General features: G+C 66.9%; 22 protein-coding genes. 2 read left to right on the plus strand and 20 right to left on the minus strand.

Features of this window, described 5'->3' with window-relative positions; translation table 11 throughout:
* The first annotated feature begins 15 nt into the window (after positions 1–15).
* Both C1925_RS01495 and C1925_RS01500 read left to right on the plus strand, forming a co-directional pair.
* A complete protein-coding gene (locus C1925_RS01495; protein WP_254051369.1) occupies positions 16–453 on the plus strand; it encodes a helix-turn-helix domain-containing protein in 438 nt (145 codons plus the stop codon).
* Between the two features lie 137 nt (positions 454–590).
* Positions 591–929 (plus strand): hypothetical protein, encoded by a 339-nt coding sequence (locus tag C1925_RS01500; protein ID WP_108767390.1) that lies wholly within the window; start codon positions 591–593, stop codon positions 927–929.
* On the opposite strand, the gene C1925_RS01505 is transcribed toward C1925_RS01500, so the two are convergent.
* The 20 genes from C1925_RS01505 to C1925_RS01600 form a co-directional block, all read right to left on the minus strand.
* Positions 922–1986 (minus strand): phage late control D family protein, encoded by a 1065-nt coding sequence (locus C1925_RS01505; protein ID WP_108767391.1) that lies wholly within the window; start codon positions 1984–1986, stop codon positions 922–924. The two genes, C1925_RS01500 and C1925_RS01505, sit on opposite strands and share 8 nt — an antisense overlap.
* A complete protein-coding gene (locus tag C1925_RS01510; protein ID WP_108767392.1) occupies positions 1983–2384 on the minus strand; it encodes a phage tail protein in 402 nt (133 codons plus the stop codon). The genes C1925_RS01505 and C1925_RS01510 overlap by 4 nt, the downstream gene beginning before the upstream one ends.
* 6 nt (positions 2385–2390) lie before the next feature.
* The gene (locus C1925_RS01515; RefSeq protein WP_108767393.1) at positions 2391–5252 is read right to left on the minus strand and encodes a phage tail tape measure protein; all 2862 of its coding nucleotides are present in this window, start codon (positions 5250–5252) and stop codon (positions 2391–2393) included.
* Positions 5253–5284: 32 nt separating this feature from the next.
* Entirely contained in the window at positions 5285–5401 is a 117-nt protein-coding gene (locus tag C1925_RS01520) for a GpE family phage tail protein (protein WP_108767394.1), read from the minus strand.
* 8 nt (positions 5402–5409) lie between these two features.
* The gene (locus C1925_RS01525; protein WP_108767395.1) at positions 5410–5742 is read right to left on the minus strand and encodes a phage tail assembly protein; all 333 of its coding nucleotides are present in this window, start codon (positions 5740–5742) and stop codon (positions 5410–5412) included.
* A gap of 69 nt (positions 5743–5811) precedes the next feature.
* Entirely contained in the window at positions 5812–6321 is a 510-nt protein-coding gene (locus C1925_RS01530) for a phage major tail tube protein (protein WP_108767396.1), read from the minus strand.
* Positions 6322–6382: 61 nt separating this feature from the next.
* Positions 6383–7546, minus strand: coding sequence for a phage tail sheath protein (locus tag C1925_RS01535; RefSeq protein ID WP_108767397.1), 1164 nt, complete (start codon positions 7544–7546; stop codon positions 6383–6385).
* 13 nt (positions 7547–7559) lie between these two features.
* Positions 7560–7913: a GPW/gp25 family protein gene (locus C1925_RS01540; RefSeq protein WP_108767398.1), complete on the minus strand. Its 354-nt coding sequence runs from the start codon at positions 7911–7913 to the stop codon at positions 7560–7562.
* Positions 7910–8494 carry a phage baseplate assembly protein V gene (locus C1925_RS01545; RefSeq protein WP_108767399.1) on the minus strand — a complete coding sequence of 195 codons (585 nt, stop codon included), beginning with the start codon at positions 8492–8494 and terminating at the stop codon, positions 7910–7912. The genes C1925_RS01540 and C1925_RS01545 overlap by 4 nt, the downstream gene beginning before the upstream one ends.
* Positions 8495–8554: 60 nt before the next feature.
* Positions 8555–8773 carry a phage tail protein gene (locus C1925_RS01550; RefSeq protein ID WP_108767400.1) on the minus strand — a complete coding sequence of 73 codons (219 nt, stop codon included), beginning with the start codon at positions 8771–8773 and terminating at the stop codon, positions 8555–8557.
* Between the two features lie 2 nt (positions 8774–8775).
* Complete coding sequence (locus tag C1925_RS01555) at positions 8776–10221, minus strand: phage tail protein (protein ID WP_108767401.1); 1446 nt, start codon at positions 10219–10221, stop codon at positions 8776–8778.
* 7 nt (positions 10222–10228) lie between these two features.
* Complete coding sequence (locus C1925_RS01560; RefSeq protein ID WP_108767402.1) at positions 10229–13108, minus strand: SGNH/GDSL hydrolase family protein; 2880 nt, start codon at positions 13106–13108, stop codon at positions 10229–10231.
* Positions 13105–13758, minus strand: coding sequence for a phage tail protein I (locus tag C1925_RS01565; RefSeq protein ID WP_108767403.1), 654 nt, complete (start codon positions 13756–13758; stop codon positions 13105–13107). The genes C1925_RS01560 and C1925_RS01565 overlap by 4 nt, the downstream gene beginning before the upstream one ends.
* Positions 13751–14644 (minus strand): baseplate J/gp47 family protein, encoded by an 894-nt coding sequence (locus tag C1925_RS01570; RefSeq protein WP_108767404.1) that lies wholly within the window; start codon positions 14642–14644, stop codon positions 13751–13753. The genes C1925_RS01565 and C1925_RS01570 overlap by 8 nt, the downstream gene beginning before the upstream one ends.
* Positions 14645–14704: 60 nt before the next feature.
* On the minus strand, positions 14705–15157 hold the full coding sequence (locus C1925_RS01575) for a phage virion morphogenesis protein (protein WP_108767405.1): 453 nt from the start codon (positions 15155–15157) through the stop codon (positions 14705–14707).
* Complete coding sequence (locus C1925_RS01580) at positions 15145–15558, minus strand: phage tail protein (RefSeq protein ID WP_108767406.1); 414 nt, start codon at positions 15556–15558, stop codon at positions 15145–15147. The genes C1925_RS01575 and C1925_RS01580 overlap by 13 nt, the downstream gene beginning before the upstream one ends.
* Complete coding sequence (locus C1925_RS01585) at positions 15555–16133, minus strand: hypothetical protein (RefSeq protein WP_108767407.1); 579 nt, start codon at positions 16131–16133, stop codon at positions 15555–15557. Before C1925_RS01585 ends, C1925_RS01580 begins: the two co-directional genes overlap by 4 nt.
* Positions 16133–16771 (minus strand): glycoside hydrolase family 19 protein, encoded by a 639-nt coding sequence (locus C1925_RS01590; protein WP_108770581.1) that lies wholly within the window; start codon positions 16769–16771, stop codon positions 16133–16135. Before C1925_RS01590 ends, C1925_RS01585 begins: the two co-directional genes overlap by 1 nt.
* A 29-nt stretch (positions 16772–16800) precedes the next feature.
* Positions 16801–17079, minus strand: a complete 279-nt coding sequence (locus C1925_RS01595) for a phage holin family protein (protein WP_108767408.1) — start codon at positions 17077–17079, stop codon at positions 16801–16803.
* The gene (locus tag C1925_RS01600) at positions 17072–17425 is read right to left on the minus strand and encodes a putative holin (protein ID WP_046272347.1); all 354 of its coding nucleotides are present in this window, start codon (positions 17423–17425) and stop codon (positions 17072–17074) included. The genes C1925_RS01595 and C1925_RS01600 overlap by 8 nt, the downstream gene beginning before the upstream one ends.
* Between the last annotated feature and the right edge of the window lie 2 nt (positions 17426–17427).

Raw genomic sequence — 17427 nt, forward strand, 5'->3', positions numbered from 1 at the left:
CAAGGAGATTTGAGCGTGAGTGTGGGCGACCGGCTGAAGGAAGAAAGGAATCGACTGCGCCTGAGTCAGGAGGCCATGGGCATGGCCTGTGGCGTCACCAAGCGCACGCAGATCCACTACGAAAAGGATGAGGTCGGAGCGAGCGCTGCCTACCTGGCACTGGCCCACGATTTGGGCATAGATGTTGCATATGTATTGGTCGGGAAGCACGAACGATTGGCCCCTGCCGATACCGAGCTGCTCGACGCTTGGCGTGCAGCCCCGGCTCCCGCCCGCGCTGCCGCGATGACGGCATTGACCGGCGGTGTGTCCCACGCCAGCACCCTGGGCGCAGCCCCGCGCACGCAGTTCAACGACACCAGCATCGGCCAGCAGTTCAGTGGCGACGTGGATCTGCGCAATCAGAAGCTGGTCGTTAAGGGCAGCGGCTCAGGCAAGAAGACCAACCGCTAACTTTTTTTCCGAGCTGGACCCGGTTTACTTCCCTCCAACAGGGGGCGCATGACTGCGCGATTGGAGTGTGAAGGACTATGCGGTGTGGCAGTACGCGTGAAGGTACGCCGGCAGGTTGCCGGTGCGGCAGTACCACGGTGTTCGAAGGGGCAACCATCGGGCAGGTGTTCACGGGGCACGTCGAGATGACGTGCCCCATCGCGGCAGATCGGCAGCAGCAGGCCAAAGACGACGACCGGCGGCGCGCAGGCAGTGCGCCGCTGGCGACGGCGCTGCTGACCATCGCCATCTGGCAGGCCTGGCTGGCGCTGCCGACAGGGGGATCCACGCCCAGCACGCACGCGCTGCATGCGCTGCTGTTCCTGGCCGGCGGAGCCAGCGCCCGGTACGTGACACCGGGCGTGATCAGATCCTCTGCGCGGTGGCTGCGGCAGGCCGTGGCTGGATCCGTGCGCCGGCTGCGGCCGGTCAGGTAGCCCCGTCGTCCTCGGCGTCAGATGGGTCATCTGCCGCCGGATCTTTCGCCTTGGCATTGGCGCTGGACGTTTCCAGCACCAGCGCGGTGGTGAAGCCGCTGCTGCCGGTGATGCTGTGGGTGGTCTCTGCGATCAACCAGGTGCGCCCGTCGATCTCGGCCTTGAACCCGGACACGTCGATGCGCTGCTCCGGGTACAGATCCGCTCGCCCCAGGGCGAGCGAGTAATCCATCTTGGCCGCGCCGCGCTGCACGCGCTTCCACTCGGCGTCGGCATGCTCCCGCGCGGTCTTGGCGCTGTCGTAGGTCTCGCGCAGGTTCTTGGCGTTGGTCGACGTGCCCACCAGCACCGCCTTGCGGCGGGCACCCTTCTTGTCGTTCCAGTACGCGCGCACGCCGCTGTAGGTATCGCGCTCGGCCTCGCTGAACCGGTGGCTGTCCCCATCGGCCCGGGTGATCGAGGCGCGCGGGAGTTCGACGCCTGCGGGCGTGGTGCCGCTGTCGATGGGGGAGAACACGAGGTTGCCGGCCTTCACCGTGGCCACCGCATCGAAGCGGGATCCCAACCGCGTCAGCAGCGCCACGTCGCTCTCGTTGGACTGGTCCAGGTGGTCCAGTGCCAGGTTGGCCAAGGCGGGCGCCACGCGCGCGCGCAGGCTGTGCTCGCCGGCAATGGCGCCGATGACCGCGCCCACCGTGGTGTCGTGCCAGCTGCGATCCCGCCGCGTCCGCATCGTCTTGGTCAGCTCGGCGCTGCGGGCGCGGATGGTGATGACGTCGGGCGGGCCGCTGTGCTCAACCTCATCGACCACGAAGGTGCCCTTGTCGATCAGGCCGGCATCGCGCCAGCCCAGCGCAACGGTGAGCGTGACGCCCTTGCGCGGCAGCGCCATGCGACCGTCATGGTCGTGGATCCGCAGATCCAGCTGGTCGGCCTCGCCGCTGCGGCATTCCTTGAGGGTCAGCTCGATCAGGCGCGGGGCGATGCGGTCGGTCAGATCCTTCCCGTCCAGGGTGACGCGCCAGGCGGGGACCGGGTAGCCGGTGCGGCCGTTCATGCCTGGTCCTCGGCCATCGCCTCATCCGGCACCCTCTCCAGGCTGAGCTGGAACTCGACCTTGCGCGGCGTGCCATCGGGGAAGAAGACGCTGTGCGTCTGCTTGAGGCTGGCGATGGCGTATGCCCCCAGCACGGTGCCGTCGCCAGAGACCAGCGCCCATGGCTGGCCGGTGTCGGCCATCTCCTGCAGGGTGGCCAGCGACGAATACTGGCCGGTCAGCGGCGGTGCGATCAGGCCGCTCAGTTGCACGGTGTCCTCGCCGGGGCCGACGAACTGCGACGCGGCGCGTGCGCCCACCCGCTCGGAGCGGGCGTGGCGCCAAGCCTGATCGCGGGTCAGCTGCTCGTAGGCGCCGTCCCGTAGGGAAAACACGAAGGTTCCAAGGCACATCATCATCGGTGGTTACTCCCTATCGCCCAGCGCGGAACGTGCGCGGGCCTGTTGCTCTCGCTGCAGCGCCTGGAACTCGGCGCGGACCTGCCGGGCGATATCGCCTGCGTCCTGGCCGGGCTGCGTGTGGATGTGGATCTCGATCTTCCCGAAAGCGGCCGCAGGCGCGCTCTGGCTGGCCGACACAGGCGGCCGGGTATCCACGGCCCCCACTGGCCCGGCAAGGGCCGCCAGCGCCGCGCCAGCGCCCACCTGTTGGATGCGGCGGGTGATGCCCTGCAGCGCTGCCAGGGGGCCGTTCTGTCCCGCCTGCAGGCCGTTGGCCAAGCCCTGCATGGTGAAGCCGCCCAGCTCGGCGAACACGCGGGAGGGGCTGTGGATCCCCAGCATGCCCTTGAACTGATCGATCACCCCCCGGCCCACCCCGGACACGGCCGAGGTTGCGGCGGAGATCTTCGACCGGATGCCGTTGACCAGGCCCATGACCATGTCCGTGCCGGCCTGCATCATCCTCGCCGGCCAGCTGGCCAGCAGCGTGTTGATGCCGGTCCACATGCTCTGCAGGCCTTCGGTGATGCGCTGACCGTTGCCGGTGAACAGGCCCACGATCACCGACCAGGCGCCGCCAAGGTACTGGCCCAGCCCGCCGACCACGCGCATGACGACGTCCTGCATGGTGGTGGCAGCGGTGACCAGCCAGCCGATGGCCTTGACGGCCATGCGCAGCTGCACCGTGAGCGCCACGCCCAGGAACTGGCCGAAGGTGCGGCCGGCGCTGGTGGCACCCTCCAGCTGCTCGGTGGTGGCTTCAAACGGGGCGAACAGCTGTTTGACCCAATCCCACACCTTGCCGATGGCCGATGCCACCTGATCCCACAGCGGCGCCAGCGGCGCCAAGGCGGTGCGCAGCTCGGCCAGCACGGGGGCGAAGGCGTCCTGCAGCCCTTGCCAGACGCCGATCATGAAGGCCTTGATCGGCCCCCAGTACTTCCACACCACGGCCGCCACGACAGCGACAGCCGCGGCGATGGCCAGCACCGGCCAGCTGATGCCACCCAGCACCACCATCAGTGCGCGGCCGACGTTGAGCAGGGTGGGGAGCACCTGGGCGGCCAGCGTGCCGAAGCGCGCGATCAGCGCGCCGACACCACCGCCACCGGACAGCAGAGCCACCGCGCCGCTTATCTGGCCCAGCGCCATCGATGCCAGCCCGCCCACGGTCAGAAGCCCGCCCAGCGCCGTCACCAGCGCAGCGCCTGCCACCGCGCTCACGGTGAGCGCGCGCGCCAGCTGCGGGTTCTCCCGCGTCCAGCTGATGAAGCCGCCCACCACGCGGCCCACGGCCTCGGAGGCGGCCTTGATGTCGGGCAGCAGGGTGCGGCCGAGCGTGCCGGCCAGGACCAGCATGGTGTTCTTGGCCAGCTGCATGGCGTTCTCGGAGGTGGCCACGCGCGCGGCGTATTCCTTCTCCATGGAGCCTGCGTACTGCTGGGTGTCGGTGACCTTGTCGAAGTTGGTTTTCAGCAGATCAAGGTTGGTCAGCAGCGGCGCGATCGCGCCGATGGATTCGCGGCCGAACAGGGTGGTCATGGTGGCCGCCTGCGACGCCGCCGGCAGCTTCTTCAACCGCTCCAGCACGTCGAGGATGGCGCCGCCGGCATCCTTCTGCATGGCCTGGGCCATCTTGGTAGAGCTGAGGCCCAGCTTGTCGAACGCGGCGAGCTGGCGCTTGGTGGCTGCCTCGCCCGAGGACAGGGTGAGCAGCATGTTCTTGATGCCGGTGGCTGACACTTCGGACTCGATGCCCATGCCCGCAACGGTGGCGCCCAGGGCGGCGAGCGGGCCGCTCTGCAGGCCTGCCACTTCGCCCAGCGCGCCGATGCGGTTCACGACGTCGCTGATCTTCTGCACGCTGGCCGGGCCGGTGTTGCCCAGATAGTTGATCTTGTCGGCCAGGGTGACCACCTCGGCCTGGCCCATGCGGAACGCCGTGCGCCAGGTGGCCATGGTCTGGCCAGCATCCTCGGCGGTGGTGTCGAAGGCCACACCCAGTTTGGTGGCGTCCTCCGCGAACTGCAGAAGCTCCTTGCGAGGGATCGACGCCTGGCCAGCGGCAGCGACGATCTTGGCGATCTCGTTGGGCACCATCGGCAGGCGGCGGGACAGATCCTCGATGTCCAGACCCATCTGCGCGAACTGGCGTGGGGTGTCGAAGTCGACCACCTTGCGCACGTCGGCCATGGCCGATTCAAACCCGACCGCCTCACCCACCGGCAGGACGGCCGCGTCGAGCGCCCTGCGGCCGCCGAAGGCCATCCCCGCGCCCAACGCTGTGGCTTTCAGGCCCGCGTTCTGCAGCGACTGGGAGCGCTTCTGGGCGGCATTGAGCGCGGTCAGTCGCTTCTGCTGCTGATCGATTGCTTCGTTGGCCCGGACGATGTCAGTACGCAGGTGACGCTCATGGGTGCCCAGCTGGCTGGTGCTGATGCCGGCATCGGCCAGCCGGGTGCGCAGTGCCTGCAGCCGCTCGGCGTTGCGGCTCACTTCGTACTTCATCCGCCCGGCAGTGCGGGTGGCGGCGGCGAACTTCTGCGCCAGCTCTTCGCTGGGCTGTTCGGCCGCGCGCATCTCCGCCGCCAGCTGCCGCACCTTGGCGCGTTGGTCCTTCAACGCTGCTGTCGATGCCTTGGACTTCTCCGCCAGCTCGCGGAACGCGGACACGTCGCGCTGCTGTGCGTTCAAGCCGCGCAGAGCCTCGCGCTGGGTGCGCAGCGAGGCGGTCAGGGCTTGGCTGCCGCCCAGGACGCGGCGCATCGGCCCGGTGGCCCTGTCAATCGCGTCCAGCAGGACGCGCAGCCGCATGTTCTCGCTCATCTACCTGGTCTCCGTATGTGAAAACGGCGCCCTCAATCGGGGGCGCCGCTGCGTTTCCGGGCGCGCTCGCGCCACTCCATCAGTTCCTCGACCGACCACCTGTCCATTTCCGTGGGTGGCCAATGGAAGACGCTGGCCACGTCGGCCATGGAGTCCTCTACGCGGTCGGGTAGCCCTGGGCAGTCGCCTGTTCCCGCGTCATGAAAAAACCGGCCGTCTCGATGCCGAACTGCAGCAGATCGGCCGGATCCAGCGCGGCGACGTCGCCGCTGGTCAGCGTCGGGTTGGTGATGCGCGGCAGCAGGGTGGCCAGTGCGCTGACATCCATGTTCAGCACCTCCACCAGCTTGAGGCCGCGCAGTTCGCCGGCGCCCGGGCGGCGGACGTCCACCGTGGTGATCTGGGTGTCGCCGCGCTGCAGCGGCTCTTCCAGGGTGATGGTGGCCTTGCGTGCGGCCTTCTGGGCGTTGGGGACGGTGGTGGCGGTCATGGATCTCTCCTTCGGGGATGCAGGGGGAAGCGAGCGGGCGCGTGGCGCCCGTCGCGGGTTGCGGTGGGGTTACGCGCCGATGGCGGTGCGCAGGGACAGCAGGCGGTCGATGCCGCCGACGTTCTCGACCATGTTCACCAGGTCCAGTTCGATCAGGACCTCGCCGTTCCAGGTCAGCTTGTAGTAGCTGCAGGCAGTGGTAACGGTGAACTCGGTGTCCGAGCCGGCCTCGGAATCACCGAATTCGATGCCTTCGTGGCGGCCGCGGATGACCACCTCGACCGCGTCGACCTGCCCGTTGTCGTCGCGCTGGTAGCCGCCGGCGAAGCGGATCTGCACGCCGTCGTGGCTGGTCTCAGCGTACTGGCGCAGGATCGGGCGCATCAGGCCGCCGTAGACCACCTTGATCTGGATCTCATCCTGGCCGAGGTCGATCTTCACCGGGCCGCTCATGCCGCCGCCACGGTAGGCCTCCATGATGCGTTTCAGCTCGGGCAGCGTGATGGTCTTGGCCTCGCCGAGGAAGCTCTCGCCGGCGGTGAACGTGTTGAAGCCTTTCAGTTTGCGGGGCAGGCCCATGGGGTTTTCTCCGATGCGGAGCCAAGGCGGTCAGCAACTGACCGCCGCAGGCAGGGTGGGATCAGTTGGCGATGGCCGAGGCGAAGCCGGCCAAGTACTTGTCGGTGATGCGCTGGCGCAGCTGCAGGTTTTCCAGCGGCGGGACCGGGGTGAAGTCGTAGTCGATGACCAGGCCACCCGAGGCCAGCGTGGTCTGCGTGTTGGCGTCCGGGTCGTACCAGGCCTTGGCGTCGATCAGGTAGCCGCTGCCTTTCAGCTCGCGGAACTTGGCGTTGATGCTCTCGATGATGTCTTTGATCAGCGAGGCGTGCATCGGCTTGTCGACGTACACGGCCATGGCATCGGCGATGGTGTCGGCCAGGATCTGCGCGGTGCGCGTGGCGGTCTCGAAGGCGAACAGCACATCGTCGCTGCAGGTACGCGAACCCCAGAAGCGGTAGCCGTTCATCTGGATCAGGGTGGTGACGTCGCCGGCATTGAGCACGCCGGCATCGCTGGCCGGATCCTGCAGGTCGAAGTAGACATCGCGCGAGATGCCAGTGACGCCGTTGACCGCGACGTTGGACAGGTTCTTGTGCCAGCCCTGTTCCTTGTCGATCAGGGCGCGCAGGCCCAGGGCGCGGGCGACGGCATAGGCCAAGCCGATCTGGCCGGTGGTGCTGTCCAGGGCGGTGAAGTCCGGCCAGATGATCATCAGCTCGCGCGCACCGAACTCATCGCGGTAGGCGGTGGCCTCAGTGACGGTCTTGGCGGTGCCGGCGCTGATGTAGGCCATCGCGCGCAGGCGCTTGGCGACCACGGCCAGCTCGGCGGCCACGACCTGGGTGTCCAAGCCGGGAGCGCCGATGATGCGCGGCTTGACGCCCAGCTGCGCCTCGGCGGCCAGCAGTGCCTGCAGGCCCGAGTACTCGCCGTTGGTCTTGCTGCCGATCACGGCGATGGACTGCTCGCCGTCGTTGTCCTCTTCCTTGACGCGCACGACCACCAGCACCGGCTTGGTCTGGTCGGCGATGGCTTCCAGCGATGCCTTGAGCGTGCCGGTCGCGCCGGCCTTGGTGATGGCGCCGTCGACGTCGGTGATCAGCACCGGCTTGTTCAGCGGGAACAGCGTGGCGTCGGCGGCATCGCCGGTGGCGACCAGGCCGATCACGGCGGTGGCCACGGTACGGATGGGGCGGACGCCGGTATTCACTTCGATGACGCGGACGCCGTGATGGTAGTCCATGGGGTATCTCCAGTTAGCGGAAGCGGAGGGGGATGGTCAGGCGGGCGTAGCCACTGCCCTGGGTGACGTCGGTCCGGGTGCCCTCCACGTCCAGGACAAACGCGCCGGGGGCATCCCCCTGCGAGATCGAGAGCTTGCTGATGCGGATCCGCGGCTCCCAGCGCATCAGCGCTGTGGCCACCGCGCCGTAGAGCAGCGTTCGGGTCTGGCCGTTGAAGGGCTGGTCGACCAGCTCGGGCAGCAGCGAGCCGTAGTCGCGACGCATCACGCGGGTGTTGAGCGGGGTGGTCAGCACGTCATTGATGGACTGCGCCAGGTGCTCGACACCTTCGATAGAGCGGCCGGTGCTGGCAGACATGCCCCTCACTGCGGCGGATCCGTCAGGCCGTTGCCACGCTGCACGCCGAGGTGCCTGTGGCCCTTGAGGCTGATGCCGGCACCGACCACGTCGACGTCGGCCGTTGCCGTGCCGGTGATCGAGGTGTCGCCCACGACGGCCGTGTTGCCGTTCAGCGTGGTCACGCCGTTCACGGTCAGCGGGCCGTTGATGGTCGTCCCGCCATCTGCGGTGACGGTGAAGGTGCCGCCGGCCGGGAGAATGGCGTCCAGTGCGTGCGCGTCGGCGTCGTAGCGCAACTGCGCGCCATCGGCGAACTGGATCAGGGTGAGGGCAGCGCTGGCGGCTGGGGCGGGCACTTGCCCGGAGTACAGGCCGCACAGCGCGATGGCGTTGGCGGTCTCGCCTTCGGGCGACAGCAGAATCACCTGTTCGCCCTGGGTAGGGGCCGACCAGGTAACCGTGGTTCCTGCGCGCAGAGTCAGCCACGGGATCCAGTTGGTGGTCAGCTCGCCAGATTCGACGCGGCAGAGGCCAGCATCGATGTCCACCGCAACGATGGTGCCGTTTCGGATCAGATTGGAGATGAGGCGGGCGAGGTCGAGAGCCATATCCCCATGCTGCTCGTGCGCGCGGGAGTGCGCACTGCTACTGGGGTGTAGCGGTCGCCGCTACAGCGCGGCGCGGCGGGAACGCGGTGCAGTGGCCAGCACCCAGCCGCTGCCGATCCAGCGCGGCCAGCGGTCTGCTGGGTACTGTGCCGGCGGCGGCGTCTCCACCGCGCCGGCCGGCAGCAGCCAAGTGCCTGGCTGCAGCGGCGACTCATCGGCCTGCGCGGTGCCGGCCAGCAGGCCGGCGGTGTCGACAAGGTAGACCGTCTTGGTGGCCATGGTCAGTACTTGATGCAGGCGAGCAGGGCGACGTTCTTCGGTCGGGTCTCGTTGCCGCCGGTGACGCCCGTGGTGAAGTCGTGCGCGTGCCGGCCATCGGTGGAGGTCTGCCAGGCGTAGTTGTCGTAGTCGACGCCGCCGCTGGAGCCTGCGTTGCGGTTGCCGGGGCGATGAGGACTCATGCCGTAGGGCGCGGCAGCGGTGTGCTTGTTGCCTTCGCCGAAGGAGGAATCGTGTTCGTGATCCCCGGCCTCGCTGGTGCGGCCGCTGTGGGCATGGGCAGCGAGCTGGTCGCCCTGGTTGCTGCCCAGCGATCGGCCTGCATCGTTGCCGCGTCCGTCATCCCAGAAGCGGGGGAACAGGCCGCGCAGATCCGGCAGGAAGAAGCTTCCAGCGGACGGGGACTGGCCAGCCGGCGTGTACAGGTCACCGACCGCTGCGTAAAGGGCAGGGTAGGCGTCCTTGGCCACCTGGGCGCCATTGGCCTTGAGCCAGCCCGTGGGCGCGTTACTGCCGGCGAACGTGCCGATCATGCCGGCAGGTGCCATCTGCCGGGTTTCCTCGGCGCTGACGACGCCAAGGTTCCTGCGAGCCTCCACCTTGTTGGGGACGTCGGCCAGATTGGCGCTTCGTTCCAACGGATTGCCGATGTTGCCTGCCGGCTCATTCTGAGCGGCAATCAGGCGGGCACCGGGGTATGGCTGGCCCAGCATCAGCTTGGTGGGATCATCCGCGTCGGGCAGCCACTCATCGATGGCCGCACCGCGCGAGATTCGTTCACCATTGATGTAGATGGCAAGTCCCACCGTGGTCGTTACGGCCAGGATGACGGCGCGCTGCCCCTCGGCAAGTGACTGGCGCTCTTCAATCGTGCTGACCAGAACGTTGACCTCGCCCAGATCACCCCAACCGATGTCACCGTCCTGGTTGCTCAGTTTTCTCGCCACCTGGCCAGTGGTGCCGCCGGGAAGGACCGTGGCGGAGTTGGTCACGCTCATAACCCACTTACGAGAGGCAACGACCGAGTTGGGATCGAGAATGATCTTTACGTCGCCAGCGTTGCCGACGGCGAAGGCCAGTGTGTAGATGCCGTCGCCTACAGCGCCTTCTTCCGGCTTTGGAATGTAGTTGTCCGGGGTGTTGCCCACCACGAACATTTCACCGTCACCGTCGAAGGCGCAGATCTCGCGGATCACGAATCCGCCTGCCGATGCTGGGATGATGGCCTCGGCGTAGTACATCAAGGGGTTCTCGGGATCGGCGTACACACGATTGATCGGGCATCGATAGCACTCCCGAACCAAGCCGGTCGCGCCTTCGCTCGGCTCCACCGGGTTTCCGTTGCCATCGCCGAACGCGATCTGCGACAGCTCAAGGGAGCCTCCTCTGCGCAGGGCGTTGAGCTTGATGAGGCCTGCGAGGGTATGAATGGTGCGGAACTTCTGCATGTTGGCCTCAGATCGTGAAGTCGAGCAGCTGGATGGTTTCGCCAGCGATAAGCGGCGCGCCAACATCGAGGGACGGGTGGAAGAGGTCTTCCTTGTTGATCGCGGGGAACGTGCCACCGTTCTCGATGGCCTGGTAGTGGAGGGGATCGTCGGCGCTGCCAAAGGCGTGCTGCAGGTCGAGGAAAGCCCAGTCGCGTTCACCCGCAACCTTTGCTGCGAGGCGCGCCATGTCCTTCATCGCGAACACGTTGGCGCGGGCGTTCTCCGGCTCCACGATGAATCCGATGTCGCAGGCCGGCAGCGCCGACAGAACCGCGTCGGCAACTATCTCAAGATTGGTCCCGAAGGCCGGGCCTGCCACCGAACCCTGATCGTTGGTGCCGTGCATGATCATCATGGTGTTGATGCCCAGCGATGCGATGGCCTCTTTCCAACGGCCCTTGTTGACCTGGTCCTTGACCCGAGAGATGCCACCGCCGCCGACCGCGAGCTTGATGAACATTGCGCCTGGCCTGCCGGTGTCCAGGAAGAACGAGGACAGCGCACAGCGGCCAGACACCACGCGGACGCGGAGGGTCGCACCTGCCGCCGGGGCTGCCGCCAGGTCGGACCAGTAGCACGAGCCGACCGCCGCACCCTGTACGGGCAGGGTGTTCCAGTTCACCCCGTCGTAGGTGTACTCGCACACGCCATCGGCCGTGGCTTCCCAATAGAGCCGGACGACGGTGGTCGACTCGGGGATCGCAAGCTCAACGAAAGCACCGGGAGCCGAGCTTTCACAGATGGCGAAGTCCGGCGTTGAGTGGTAGCCGTAGTCAGGGCTGGACCATGCGCCATGCCAGACAGGCTTGAAGCGCTCGCGCTGCACATGGCCGTTGATGCTGCTCGGCTGGTAGCCACCCTTTACAAAGGTTCCGCCGCCGGCGGCGAAGCCCAGGGAGACCAACCCAGCAGCGGCAAAGCCCTGCGTGTCGAAGAGGTGCTCGGCCACCGCCTGCTGGCCGCGCAAGCCATTCTGGCCCCATGAGGTTGAAATTACGCCGTAGCGGTTCTGGATGCTCTCGGCAACGCCGCTGCGCTTTGCCGCAGTCAGGCGCGTGCGGCGGTACCGATACTGGCGGAGCGAAGATGAGTTGAAGCAACGCACGGGGTTGCCGTATTGATCGATGCAACGATCAAGGCGGTCGCCGAGCGAAGACCGGCGGCCCCGCGCGGCGCGAACCTCAGCTGCGGACTTGGACTGCAGCACCTCGGTATCAACCGCGAACGCTGCACGGAATCCGGTCATCCCATTCCACAAACCGGTGGTGCGCCACCAGCCGCGCTTGATCTGCGGAACGTCACTGTCCACGGCGCTCTGCCTGCCTACGCCGATGAAGGATCGGACACCAGCGCCATCCCAGGCGGTGACTTCAAACAGGTAGGTGCGCCCTTCCCTGACCATGAAATCGCACGGGAAGGTCGCCTCTGCCTCAGCTGCCTGTCCGGGAACAAGGCCGACCTGAGCAGGCGTGAAGCTCTGCGAAAGCACGGTCACATCCCCGGCCACTGGCGCGGCGGATTGGGATCCGGTGGAAATCCGCTCGTACACCACCAGGTCCAGACGCTCGACAGTGCCGCCCAGGCGAGCGTACTGCCTGAAACGCTGTGCTTGGTGGCCTACGGACAGATCAGAGCCGGCGGCGGCGCCGACCATCCATCCAGTGAAGCTGCTGGTGCCATACGTAGCGGTCGCATCGACACCGCCGACCTGCATGAATGCCGGCAGGAACTCGCCAGAGGCCAGCATCTTTCCGGTGGTCTGCGCGGCCAGATCCGCGGCGAGGGACGCATTGCTGGCAGCTTGCTCGATCAGAGGAATCTTCTCCAACTGCGGAATCTCGGTGATGCCTGAGTAGGCGGAGATCGCCACGCGCGTACCGTTGATCTGCGTCCACAGTCCGGTTGTGATGTACTGCCCGCGCTGATAGCCGGGGACACTCGCGTCAACGGCATTGGTTCGACCAACCCCCATGAAGCATCCGTCTGCGAGCTGGCCCTTGTCGTTGAGCGCTTCGACAGTGACGAACACCACCTTTCCTGCCAGTTCCTCAGCCTTGACGGTGGGGATGACTACGAACAGGTCTACGGACTGCGATGCGCCGGGCACCAGGCCGAGGCTGGTCACGCGGTGGACGACGGTGTAGACCGTCTTGTCACCCGCAGCTGGCGCCGGCGAGGCGAGATTGCCGCCTTCCTTGGTGCGCAGGTGGACACCCACACGGACGAAGGCGACTGGCAGTGCGACGCGGACGCCGGGGACGCCGACGCCGTCCAGCGCGGTTTCTTCCGGAAAGCCGCCGCCATCGCTCACGTCGAAGCCAACCTGCCAGCCTCGGAAGCTGGAAATGGAGTAGACATCGGTGGCCGCCACTGCGTGAGAGCGGGTGTAGCTGTGTACCGCGCCGAGGGCAGAGCTCAGGGCGCTCTGGGTGGATGCCAGGGCATCGACGGAGGTGACGCTTGCCTTGGAGGCAAGGCTTTCGGCGCGCTCCCAATGCCAGCCCTGCGCCTGCTCGGTGTAGTCGCCGTTGTTGGGGACAGAGACACCACTGACCGGATCCACGTGATTGCCACCATCGCTGATGATGGAGGCGCCCCGATTTCCGCCCGTCGTGGGAATCGCCAGCAGCTGCGCCCAGGTGGAAAGCACCAGCCTGCCGGAGGACTGAGCACTCTCCAGTACGTCCACGCGCCTTGGCAGCGTTGTCGCCTCACCGATGATCCCGGCGAGCGTCGGCAGCGGGCCGCCATCGGTAGGAACCTCCACACCGGCTGGACCATGGACGACTTGGTGCAGGGTGTCGGTGTCGGCAATGAACTGATCGACTTTGTTGTTGACGCTCACAGGTAGTCCTTGGCCCGAAGTGGCATGGTTACGGTTAGATGTTGGTGAAGTGCATCCACAGCGGATTCCACTTCGTGTTCCCCTTCCTCGATTGCCGCCAGCAGGATGGATATGTCCGAGTGCAGAGAGCGGACCTCCACATCCGTACCGCCCGTCGCCACCGCAGTGGCGACCGATGATCCGTAGCTGGTGAGGCCAGGAACCAGCGCCTCCAGGTGTGAGCGAAGGTTCTTGGTCGATTCGATGGTGGTGAGGATCCGCTCGATGTCTTCGCGCGTGACCGTCGTAGCGATGGAATTGATCAGCACGCGGAAGGTGTACGGCTCGCCTTGTGGAGCGCGCTGATGCCATTCCTCGATCTCGACAGGCACGCCAACGGCAGCAAGTGCATCCATCAGCGCGCCGACAGTGCCTTTGCGACGGTGGATTCCAAGCGAGCGTTGAACCGTATTCCTGCGCACATAGACGGGCCAGTCAGCCCCCCACGTGTCGACGCTGAATCCCCACGCCAGCCACGGAAGCATTTCTTCTGCAGACCGCATCGGGTCCAGAGCGGACGCGAAGGGAACCGGCACGTCGGAAATTCGCGCCATTGTCTTGGCGACCGCCACCTCCTGCGTGGTGGCGTTGGGCGGCAGCAGGCTAGACATTGCCCACCGTGCGGTGGGTGATGCGAATACCGGTGCAGCGGCTGGCCTCGCCCACGCCGACCGCTATGTTCTGCGCAGGGCTGATCAGGTTGACGTCCACCACGCCCTCCTGGTGCAGCGCACGGTCCAAGGCCGAGCGACTGACCAGGGCTGCCATCCGCGAGTTCTTCTCGGCGTAGGCGGCCGCTTCATCCTGGGCAGCTTTCAGCACCACGGCCGGATCCGGGCCGGGATAGATGTCGAGCACTGCCTCAATCTCGTATTCGATCACCGCCGCGCTCAGAACGGTCACGAAGTCGGTAAGCGGGCGCACGTCGACGTGGGTGACCGCCGTGGCCACGTTGGCCAGCAGATCATCGGGTGCGGTTCCATCGCCTTCGCGCGAGAGCACGTAGACGGAGATGTGGCCCGGCTGGGGGCTGTCGGCCGAGGCATCCAACACTCGCGCGTCGGCGGCCAGGGCATGGAAGATGTAGGCGCCGGCGGGACCAGCGACAGAAAAGCCCTCGGGCGCCATCTGGATCCGGCGGCGGAACTCCACATCGGACTCCATCACTGCCGGCGTTCCCAGGGCGGGGTTGGCCTCGGTCACCACGCGGCGCTCGACGCCATAGAAGGCGCCGAGGTGATCGAGCATGGAATCTTCTGCGTACGCCAGCAGGACCGACTTGATGCCCTCGTTCACGCGCTGGCGCTGCAGCATCTCGCGGTAGGCGCCGACTTGGGCCAGCTTGTAGACCGGATCGGACTCGACCACCGCGCTGTAGCTGGGATCCTGCGCGCGGTACATATCCAGCCACTGGCCGAGCAGCACCTCGTAGTCGATGACTTCGACCGCGCTCGGCGCAGGCAGGCGAGACAGGTCGACGGCTGAGAAAGTAGTCATGCAGCCATGGTCGCCAGCCCCACGCGCGCGCGACAGGAGCTGGCGCTGTACCGGTGTGCGCTACAAACCGGACAGGTGATTGAGCAGGGTGTCGATCACCCGCTGCTTGTCGCCATCGGCAAAGCCCAGCAGCTCGCGGCGCTCGTATCGCACGCGCGGACCACCGCGTCGCACCTGGTCGACCAGACCTTCCTGATGGACGCGGGCAATGGCGGCGGCGCGGCGGATGAAGAACACCGAGGCCTCACTGGCGTTGCCGCGTGCCTTGAGGTGCTTGGACTGTCGGAGGCGGGCGAACATCTTGCGGCGGCGGATCCGGCCACCCTTCTGCCGCTTCTGGTTCTTGCGGCGGGCGTACTGGCTGCCGTCCGGGGCGCGCTGCTGGCCGATGCGCTCGCTTTGGGCACGCTGCAGATCCTGCGCGATTCGCCGGGCGAGGCGGGCGCGGCCGGCAGGTTCAAGCCGCTGCAGTAGCGGCCCGATCCAGCTTTCCAGCGAGGTCAGATCATCCATGCCGGCAGCGGCTCATCGACAGCGGATGGGGTCTCGTTGCCCTGGTCGTCGCGGGCGACCACCACGTTCTCGGTCAGCGGAAGCTTGATGTCCAGGTCGACCTTGTCGTCGGCCAGGATGTCCACCTCGAAGCGGATCTGCTCCTGCAGGCTGGGGCTGGCCAGCAGCGGGAACTGGTTCACCTTCACCCAATCCAGCAGCGCCAGCCACAGCTGGTTGGGGTCGCCGGCATAGTCGGTGATGATCAGGTTCATCGTGTAGCGCCACTCAAACGAGCGCGATTCCACGGAGGTGCAGACGATGCTGCCGTTATCGATGAAGGCGAGCAGGCGATCCTTGTCGGTGGCCAGCTCAGGCACAGCGGCCTCAATCGCGGCGCGCAGGGAGGCCGGCTTCTTCATGGCTCGACCTGCACCGCGCAGCCGGCGGCAACGGCCTGCCGGCGCGTGCTGGTCAGTTCGTCCTGGAGCCAGCTAATCCAGGCGTCGGCGTGGTCGGCGTCCTCAACAGTCGCTGCCGTGTCCGCTGCCCGAAGGTCGGCGGCTGCATCTTCGCCTTGGGCAAGGGCTGCAGCTTCACCGGGGTCGGATCCGGGCGCAGCACCACACTGCCACCACGGCTGCAGCTGCACGTCACCACGACGCAGAGCAGCAGCAAGGTCATCACGGGCTTGTTTCGCATCATCCACCTTCTTGTCGTAGCGGTCATCGTTGTCGGTGCGGTCGTGGGCCAACGCCAGTGCCGCAGCGCGGGCCTTGGCGGCCGTCTCGGCGGTGGCCTTGGCCAACCCATCCAGCACGGCGGCGTGGGCTTTCAGCGCGGCCTGGTGCGCTGCCTGCTCGGTGTTGTACTTGCCTTGCCACTTGGCAGCGCCTTGGCCGTGCCAGAACCACGCCCAGCCGATCACCAGGACCAGCGCAGCAGCCCAGCGGAGCGTGGTCAGGTATGGGCGGATCGGATCGATGCTCAGGCCCATCACGCGGCCCCCAGCAGCGCCAGGGCGCGGTTGGTACGGGCGATGCGGTCTTCCAGACCCTCGGGCTTGGCCTTGGAGCGCGGGTTGCCCAGGTTGATGGCACGGCTCAGGGCCAGCACGTCGCCGGCATCGGCCCAGCGGTTGAGGCCGTTGTCTTTCCAGTAGGCCGCAGCGGCACGCGCACCGTTGACCGGATCCAGCAGCAGATCCGGGTTCTGCAGCAGCGGCAGGCCCAGCAGCACGCCCATGCGGGCGTAGCCGTCCTTGAGGGTGTTCTGGATCGGGCCGCGACCACGGTAGCGCCAGCCGTCGCCGCTGGCGTCGCTGCCGTTACCCCCGCGCCCGGCGTAGACGAAGTTGGCCAGCTTCTGCGGGTTGTTCAGGAATCCCTTGGCGTGGGCCAGCTCTTCCGGCTCGATCTTGCGGTCGCCGTTGAGGTCGAAGCGGCGGAACACCGCCACCACGCGCTCGGCGGTGCTGTAGCTGAGGTTTTCCTCGACACGGGTCAGGCTGACGCTTTCATGGCCCAGCTGGGCGAGGAAGTAGGCGACCTGGCGGCCCGTGGTGATGCCGAACTCGGCCATGGCGGCGTTGAGCGGCTGGGTCCAGCGCTGCACGCGCGCCGCCGGCATCTGCATGGCACGGGCAAGGATGTCATTGGTCAGGGTCACGGGTCGGTCCTCAGAATGCGGGCGACGTTGCCCTTGGACTGGAAGGTCAGCAGCAGCACCACCAGCAGCAGGCCCAGCTGCCAAGGGCTGACGTGTGCGCGGGGGCCGTACAGCAAGATCTGCAGTGCCTGCCCACCGGTTGAGGCAATCAGCACCCACGCCACCAGCGAAGCCCCTGGCCGGTGCGTAGCGCCCGTGTGGGCGCGGTAGGTGATCAGGCGCACGCAGATGGCCAGGCTGGCCATCAGGGCGAGGAAGGTCGTGATCTCAGCCATTTCGATCTCCGCGGCGGAAGGATTTGAAGTCGATGCTCCCGCTGCCCTCGATCAGCCGCAGGGTGATCGTCACCACGCAGGCGGCCAGCAGGAAGGCCGCCAGCCCGGCCGACTCCAGCCCGAAGCGACGCATGACGTCGGTGGCGCCCATGTAGCCGGGCACGACACTCACGGCCAGGTAGAACAGCCGCTTCCAGAGCAGCAGATCCTTGGCCGACACCACGAACAGGGTGGCGCCGGCAAAGGCGCCGATCAGCGCATCGGGGTTGACGCCGGGCAGCAGCGAAGCCAGCCCAACGCTGGTGGCCAGCGCGAAGAGGGTGCCGGTGGAGGTTGGTTCGGTCATCG

The sequence above is a fragment of the Stenotrophomonas sp. SAU14A_NAIMI4_5 genome, assembly GCF_003086795.1.
Classification (GTDB): Bacteria; Pseudomonadota; Gammaproteobacteria; order Xanthomonadales; family Xanthomonadaceae; genus Stenotrophomonas.

Excerpts from the sequence above, each read along its gene's own strand:
- C1925_RS01505 (WP_108767391.1), bottom strand. The coding sequence starts at position 1,986 with ATGAACGGCCGCACCGGCTACCCGGTCCCCGCCTGGCGCGTCACCCTG.
- C1925_RS01510 (WP_108767392.1), bottom strand. The coding sequence starts at position 2,384 with ATGATGATGTGCCTTGGAACCTTCGTGTTTTCCCTACGGGACGGCGCC.
- C1925_RS01515 (WP_108767393.1), bottom strand. The coding sequence starts at position 5,252 with ATGAGCGAGAACATGCGGCTGCGCGTCCTGCTGGACGCGATTGACAGG.
- C1925_RS01520 (WP_108767394.1), bottom strand. The coding sequence starts at position 5,401 with ATGGCCGACGTGGCCAGCGTCTTCCATTGGCCACCCACGGAAATGGAC.
- C1925_RS01525 (WP_108767395.1), bottom strand. The coding sequence starts at position 5,742 with ATGACCGCCACCACCGTCCCCAACGCCCAGAAGGCCGCACGCAAGGCC.
- C1925_RS01530 (WP_108767396.1), bottom strand. The coding sequence starts at position 6,321 with ATGGGCCTGCCCCGCAAACTGAAAGGCTTCAACACGTTCACCGCCGGC.
- C1925_RS01535 (WP_108767397.1), bottom strand. The coding sequence starts at position 7,546 with ATGGACTACCATCACGGCGTCCGCGTCATCGAAGTGAATACCGGCGTC.
- C1925_RS01545 (WP_108767399.1), bottom strand. The coding sequence starts at position 8,494 with ATGGCTCTCGACCTCGCCCGCCTCATCTCCAATCTGATCCGAAACGGC.
- C1925_RS01550 (WP_108767400.1), bottom strand. The coding sequence starts at position 8,773 with ATGGCCACCAAGACGGTCTACCTTGTCGACACCGCCGGCCTGCTGGCC.
- C1925_RS01555 (WP_108767401.1), bottom strand. The coding sequence starts at position 10,221 with ATGCAGAAGTTCCGCACCATTCATACCCTCGCAGGCCTCATCAAGCTC.
- C1925_RS01565 (WP_108767403.1), bottom strand. The coding sequence starts at position 13,758 with ATGTCTAGCCTGCTGCCGCCCAACGCCACCACGCAGGAGGTGGCGGTC.
- C1925_RS01570 (WP_108767404.1), bottom strand. The coding sequence starts at position 14,644 with ATGACTACTTTCTCAGCCGTCGACCTGTCTCGCCTGCCTGCGCCGAGC.
- C1925_RS01575 (WP_108767405.1), bottom strand. The coding sequence starts at position 15,157 with ATGGATGATCTGACCTCGCTGGAAAGCTGGATCGGGCCGCTACTGCAG.
- C1925_RS01580 (WP_108767406.1), bottom strand. The coding sequence starts at position 15,558 with ATGAAGAAGCCGGCCTCCCTGCGCGCCGCGATTGAGGCCGCTGTGCCT.
- C1925_RS01585 (WP_108767407.1), bottom strand. The coding sequence starts at position 16,133 with ATGGGCCTGAGCATCGATCCGATCCGCCCATACCTGACCACGCTCCGC.
- C1925_RS01590 (WP_108770581.1), bottom strand. The coding sequence starts at position 16,771 with ATGCAGATGCCGGCGGCGCGCGTGCAGCGCTGGACCCAGCCGCTCAAC.
- C1925_RS01595 (WP_108767408.1), bottom strand. The coding sequence starts at position 17,079 with ATGGCTGAGATCACGACCTTCCTCGCCCTGATGGCCAGCCTGGCCATC.
- C1925_RS01600 (WP_046272347.1), bottom strand. The coding sequence starts at position 17,425 with ATGACCGAACCAACCTCCACCGGCACCCTCTTCGCGCTGGCCACCAGC.